We start from the raw sequence: 3292 nt of genomic DNA, 5'->3' as shown, positions 1-3292 counted from the left end.
TTCTCGATGGGCCCGTTGACCCGCGACGTCATGACCGCCTACTACGCCCGAACCAACGGCCAGGCTCCGACCTGGACGCCGTTGCCGGTGCAGTACGCCGATTACTCGTTGTGGCAGCGTGAGGTTCTCGGGTCCGAGGACGATCCGCGGTCCGTGATCGCGAAGCAGATTGCGTTCTGGTCGGATGCGTTGGCTGATCTTCCGGAGCAGTTGGATCTGCCTGGTGATCGTCCGCGTCCCGAGATTGCTTCAGGGCGCGGCGCCAATCACAGTTTCACCATCGAACCGCAGCTGTGGTCCGAGCTGGACGAACTGGCCAAGGCAACGAACGCAACTCCGTTCATGGTTGTTCACTCGGCTCTGGCGGTGCTGTTGGCACGACTGTCCGCGACGACCGACATTGCGATCGGTGCCCCGATCGCGGGTCGTGGTGAAGCCGAGCTCGATGACGTGATCGGTATGTTCGTCAATACCTTGGTGCTGCGTACCGAGGTTGATCCGTCGATGTCGTTTGCCGAGTTGTTGGCGTCGGCGCGTGAGGTGGATTTGCAGGCGTTCGCGCATGCGGATGTTCCGTTCGAGCGTGTGGTGGAGGTTCTCGATCCGGTTCGTTCGCAGGCTCGTCATCCGTTGTTCCAGGTGGCGTTGACGTTCCAGAACCTCGGTCAGACGTCTCTCGAAATGCCCGGCCTCCGTGCTGCTGCAGTCGAGTTCGACGCCGCACTGGCTAAGTTCGACTTGCAGCTCACTCTCGAAGAGGCTGAAGCCGGAATGTCTGCGACGCTGACGTATGCGACGGATCTGTTCGACGAATCGACCGCTGCCGACTTCGCCGATCGTTTCCTGCATGTTCTGCGTGGCGCTGCCGCAGATCCGGATCTTGCTGTCGGTGATGTGGACGTACTCACTGTCGGTGAATTGGACCGTGTCCTCTCATGGAGTGGGGTCGGCACCGATCGTGGTGTGGATTCGACGTTGTCGGCGTGGTTCGATGATGCTGCTGCGCGGTTTGGTGATCGGGTTGCGGTGCGGTTCGGTGGCGAGTCGTTGTCGTATGGTGAGTTGTCGGTGCGGGCTAATCGTTTGGCGCGCAGGTTGATTGCTCAGGGTTGTGGTCCGGAGTCGTTGGTCGCGGTGGCGTTGCCGCGGTCGGCGGATCTTGTGGTGGCGTTGTTGGCGGTGGTGAAGTCCGGTGCGGGGTATTTGCCGGTGGATCCGTCGTATCCGGCTGATCGTGTCGAGTTCATGTTGGCTGATGCTGCTCCGGTGGCTGCGATTTCGTGGTCCGGGCGTGAGTTGGTGTTGCCCGCTGGTTTGCCTGTGGTTGATATCGACGCGGTGGATGTGTCGGAGTTCGATGGTTCGGTGGTGGCGGATGCGGATCGTGTTGCGCCGTTGCGGTCGTCGAATGTTGCGTATGTGATTTACACGTCGGGTTCGACGGGTCGCCCGAAGGGTGTGCAGGTTCCGCACACGACGGTGGCGAAGTTGTTTGCGAATACCGAGGGTGTGTACGGGTTCGACGAATCCGATGTGTGGACGATGTTCCACAGTTATGCGTTCGACTTCTCGGTGTGGGAGTTGTGGGGTCCGCTGTTGTACGGCGGCACGTTGGTGGTTGTGGATTATGTGACGTCGCGGTCGCCGGAGCAGTTCTTGGAGTTGCTTGCTGCTGAGCGGGTGACGGTGCTCAATCAGACGCCGTCGGCGTTCTATCAGTTGGCCGAGGCTGATCGGTTGGCGTCGGAATCCGGTCGGGCCGCTGAGTTGTCGTTGCGGTGGGTTGTTTTCGGCGGCGAGGCGCTCGAGCTGCGTCGCTTGTCGGATTGGTACGGCCGCCGCGGTGACTTCGCGCCGACGTTGGTGAACATGTACGGCATCACGGAGACGACGGTGCATGTGAGCCATCGTGTGTTGGATGCTGCGTTGGCGGCGGATGCGTCGGCGAGTGTTGTGGGTCAGGCTATTTCGGGTCTGCAGGTGTTCGTGCTCGATACGCGTTTGGCTCCGGTGCCTGTTGGTGTCGCGGGTGAGATGTATGTCTCTGGTGTTCAGTTGGCTCGGGGTTATCTGGGTCAGGCGGGGTTGACGTCGACGCGGTTTGTGGCGAATCCGTTCAATGCCGGCGAGGTGTTGTACCGCACGGGTGACGTCGCTTCGTGGAACAGCGCTGGTGATTTGGAGTATCTGGGTCGCGCGGATGATCAGGTGAAGATCCGTGGTTTCCGGATCGAGATCGGTGAGATCGAGTCTGCGGTGTTGGCGGATGTGTCGGTGGCGCAGACGGCGGTGGTCGTCCGTGAGGATTCTCCGGGTGATCAGCGGTTGGTGGCGTATGTGGTTCCGGCTGCGGGTGTGAGCGTTTCGGTCGACGATGTCCGCACCGGTGTGGGTTCGTTGTTGCCGGAGTACATGGTGCCGTCGGCGTTTGTGGTGTTGGATTCGATTCCGTTGACGGTGAACGGGAAGTTGGATCGTCGGGCGTTGCCGGTTCCGTCGTTGCAGGTTGCGGTGTTCCGTGCTCCGACGTCGGTGGTGGAAGAGGTTGTTGCGCAGACGTTTGCGGATGTTCTGGGCGTCGAGCGTGTTGGTTTGGATGATGATTTCTTCGCGCTCGGTGGTAATTCGCTGATTGCGACGCAGGTGACGTCTCGGTTGGGTCAGGCGTTGGATGCTTCGGTGTCGGTGCGGGAGTTGTTCGAGGCGTCGACGGTGGAGGCGTTGGCTGCTCGTTTGGGTTCTCATGTCGGTGGCGGTTCACGTGCGGCGTTGACTGCGCAGGTGCGTCCGGTTCGGGTTCCGTTGTCGTTGGCGCAGCAGCGCATGTGGTTCCTCAACCGATTCGACACCGATTCTGCTGTCAACAATGTCCCTGTTGCCGTTCGGCTCACGGGTGCGCTCGATCTGGCGGCCCTGAATTCGGCAGTTCACGACGTTATCGGCCGCCACGAGGTTCTGCGCACGGTCTACCCCGAGGTCGACGGCGTCGGCTACCAGAAGATCTGCTCGGTAGAAGATGTCTCGATCGATCTCGGCGCAGAACGCGTCACAGACGACCGAATCCAGGCGGAGCTGTATTCGTTCTTCGCCCAGGGCTTCGATGTCACTGCCGAGGTTCCGTTGCGCGCCAAGCTTTTTCAGGTCGCCGATGACGACTTCGTGTTGTCGTTCGTGATGCATCACATCTCGACCGACGGCTTCTCGATGGGCCCGTTGACCCGCGACGTCATGACCGCCTACTACGCCCGAACCAACGGCCAGGCTCCGACCTGGACGCCGTTGCCGGTGCAGT

1 protein-coding gene is annotated in these 3292 nt (G+C 61.0%); it reads left to right on the top strand.

What is annotated here, in order from left to right; translation table 11 throughout:
- Nucleotides 1–3292, top strand: a 3292-nt coding sequence (locus ACYP01_RS21225) for a non-ribosomal peptide synthetase (protein ID WP_459682265.1), incomplete at both ends; no start/stop codon positions are given.

Source organism: Rhodococcus sp. no. 34, from assembly GCF_054589475.1.
Note: the sequence above shows the minus strand (reverse complement) of the source record. Positions and strands in the feature narration are given on the sequence as shown.